Source organism: Bradyrhizobium sp. P5_C11_2 (assembly GCF_054049755.1).
In genome coordinates, this window is record NZ_JBFULT010000784.1 from 1 (window position 1) to 2,696 (window position 2,696).

Here is a 2,696-nt window from a genome sequence, read left to right on the forward strand (position 1 = left end):
GTATGGGTCCTGGCTTTCGCCAGGACGACAGCGCGACTTGCCTTGACATCTTGACAGCCGCCCCGGTTCAGCGGCTGTTTTGTCCGCCGGACTCCTGAACTCCATGTGAGGACTACAATGCGTACCACATCGGTCGGCGTCATCAGGATCGCCACCAAGGGCCCCGGCGACGTCTCCGGCCTCATGGCCATGATCGGCTCCGGCGCGATCGATCCGACAACGATTTTGGCCATCCTCGGCAAGACCGAGGGCAATGGCGGCGTCAACGATTTTACGCGGGAATATGCCGTTGCCGCGCTGTGCACGGCGCTGGCGCCAGCACTCGGCCTTTCGCCAGACGCGGTCGAGCAGCGCATCGCCTTCGTGATGTCGGGTGGCACCGAGGGCGTGCTCAGCCCACATATCACGGTGTTCACGCGGCGCGAGGCTGAGCGCCCGGCAGGCCTGTCCGGCAAGCGCCTCAGCATCGGCATGGCGCACACGCGGGATTTCCTGCCCGAGGAGCTCGGCCGCGCCGCGCAGATCGCGGAGACGGCCAAGGCCGTGAAGGCCGCGATGGCGGATGCCGGCATCACCGATCCCGCCGATGTCCACTTCGTGCAGATCAAGTGTCCGCTGCTCACCAGCGATCGCGTCGAGGCCGCAGCCGCGCGCGGCAACAAGACGGCGACGACGAGCGCCTATGGCTCGATGGCCTATTCGCGCGGCGCCTCCGCGCTTGGAGTGGCGGTCGCGCTCGGCGAGATTGCTTCCGATGTCCGCGACGAGGACGTGCTGCGACGCTATGATCTGTTCTCGAAGGTCGCCTCGACCTCGTCCGGGATCGAGCTGATGCACAACGTCGTCATCGTGCTCGGCAATTCAGCGTCATCCGCGAGCGAATTCGAGATCGGGCATGCCGTGATGAGCGACGCCATCGATTCCGCCGCAGTGATGTCAGCGCTGAGCAGCGTGGGTCTCGGCATCGCGCCGCAGGCAAAAGCGTGCCGCGAGCTCGTCAACATCTTCGCAAAGGCCGAGGCCTCGCCGAACGGCAGCGTGCGCGGCTTCCGCCACACCATGCTCGAGGACACCGACATCAGCTCGACACGCCACGCCCGCGCCGCCGTCGGCGGCCTGATCGCCGGCCTCGCCGGTACCGGTGCGGTCTATGTGTCGGGCGGGGCCGAGCACCAGGGGCCGGCCGGCGGCGGGCCGGTTGCGGCGATCGCAAAGCTCTCGAATTGATGCGCGCGCAAGCAAGGCGAGCTCGCATGCGACCCCCGCCCGGCGCAACCCTGCCCCTCGCGTCGGCTCAGTTGATTCGGGCGGTACCTTGCGAAAAAGGTGACACCGCATCTAGGGGATTTGACTTTCATGACTTTGCCGATGAGCTGGAATGAATGGGCGCAGCACGATGGCGTGGGGCTGGCGGCGCGCGTCCGCAAGGGCGAGCTGATACACCTCAATTTCAACTAGTTATGCCGAAATATCTGGATGAGCCTGCTTTCGAGACTTCGAAGACCAATTGACGACAGCGCCAGGTCCCGAATGAATTGCATGTGCATCTGACCTGGGGAATAAAAGGACTTGAACAACCACCCGGGAATCTTGATTGGAAACGAAAATTTCCAGAGGCTGAATGAAACGGTCTGCCGTTCTAGCAACAACTGCTTCCTCAGATTCTGCTTCAGTTCATCGAGGTCAGCTTTTAGCCTCAGAACTTTCAGGCCGGAATCTGGAGCCGAGATGGATTGCAGGCATTTGCGATATTGAACTGCAGCCRGGGTGTTGCGCATCTGAACTGCTATCGGAATACAATCTTCGGGCTTATTAGCCTCGCGTAGTACAGCGCCGAGCACCGGCGGCAGGTCGAGATCGAAGAGATTGCAGCTGGCCACAGAGTTCACGTCACCAGCGATCTCATGTCTAAGCCTCTGAACGAACTGCACCGGCAAAGATGCGTAATTCTCAACGACTCCGGCTGCCCATAAACCATCCGACATGACTATTGGTGAACGTCCGCCATGAGGATGGTAGGGAATACGCCGCACTTTCGCGACATCGTTGTAGTAGAGGCCTCGCAAAAAGTATCCCAGGATGTCCTCTGGATAAAAATGAGACGTCTCGGCCAATTGGATGCTGTTCGCATTCTCGCGGAGCTTCCGGCGAAAGGCGCGCGACAATTCTTTTGGGTCAACAAGGCCTTGCACACGCGACCAAACGGTTTCGCCGTCGAACTTGTATACAGTTTGGCTGTGGGAGAATAAATCAGGCAGCCCCCTATAGGCGGGCTGCTTCAGGAGCTCGAATAAAGCGTTTATCAAGGAAGTGAGCAAAGCCCCGGATTTTGCGGCTTCCTGTATCCAGTTCTGAAAATTGATCGAATCCCCCGAAGCAACGTCGAGCTCCTCCAGAATGGATTCAGCGCGAAGGAAACTCATCATATTGCGCTGCCTCGAGCCGTCCTTCACATACCGACCCAACTCCCGATTTCTATCCCCATCGGCAACATCCAACACGCACAATGTCTCGTGGATAACAATACCTTCAACCAAATCCGCAAGACTCGCCACCTCCAACCACATCGGCGAATCCGGATGAGTAGGCTGGCCAGCCAACAATGATCGATAGGGATTCTTTGTCGACGAGGGGTAAATCGCATCCGCGCAGCAGATGACATTTGCCGCCGATACGAGCGTCGTATAGTCAACAAG

2 protein-coding genes are annotated in these 2,696 nt (G+C 59.7%); one reads left to right on the plus strand and one right to left on the minus strand.

Annotation, left to right across the window (positions count from 1 at the left end; all coding sequences use genetic code 11):
* Positions 1-117: 117 nt before the first annotated feature.
* Entirely contained in the window at positions 118-1,227 is a 1,110-nt protein-coding gene (atzD, locus tag ACXJL8_RS38475) for a cyanuric acid amidohydrolase (RefSeq protein ID WP_456622610.1), read from the plus strand.
* Between the two features lie 227 nt (positions 1,228-1,454).
* On the opposite strand, the gene ACXJL8_RS38480 is transcribed toward atzD, so the two are convergent.
* Positions 1,455-2,696: hypothetical protein (locus ACXJL8_RS38480; protein ID WP_456686756.1), on the minus strand; the 1,242-nt coding region annotated here is incomplete at its 5' end.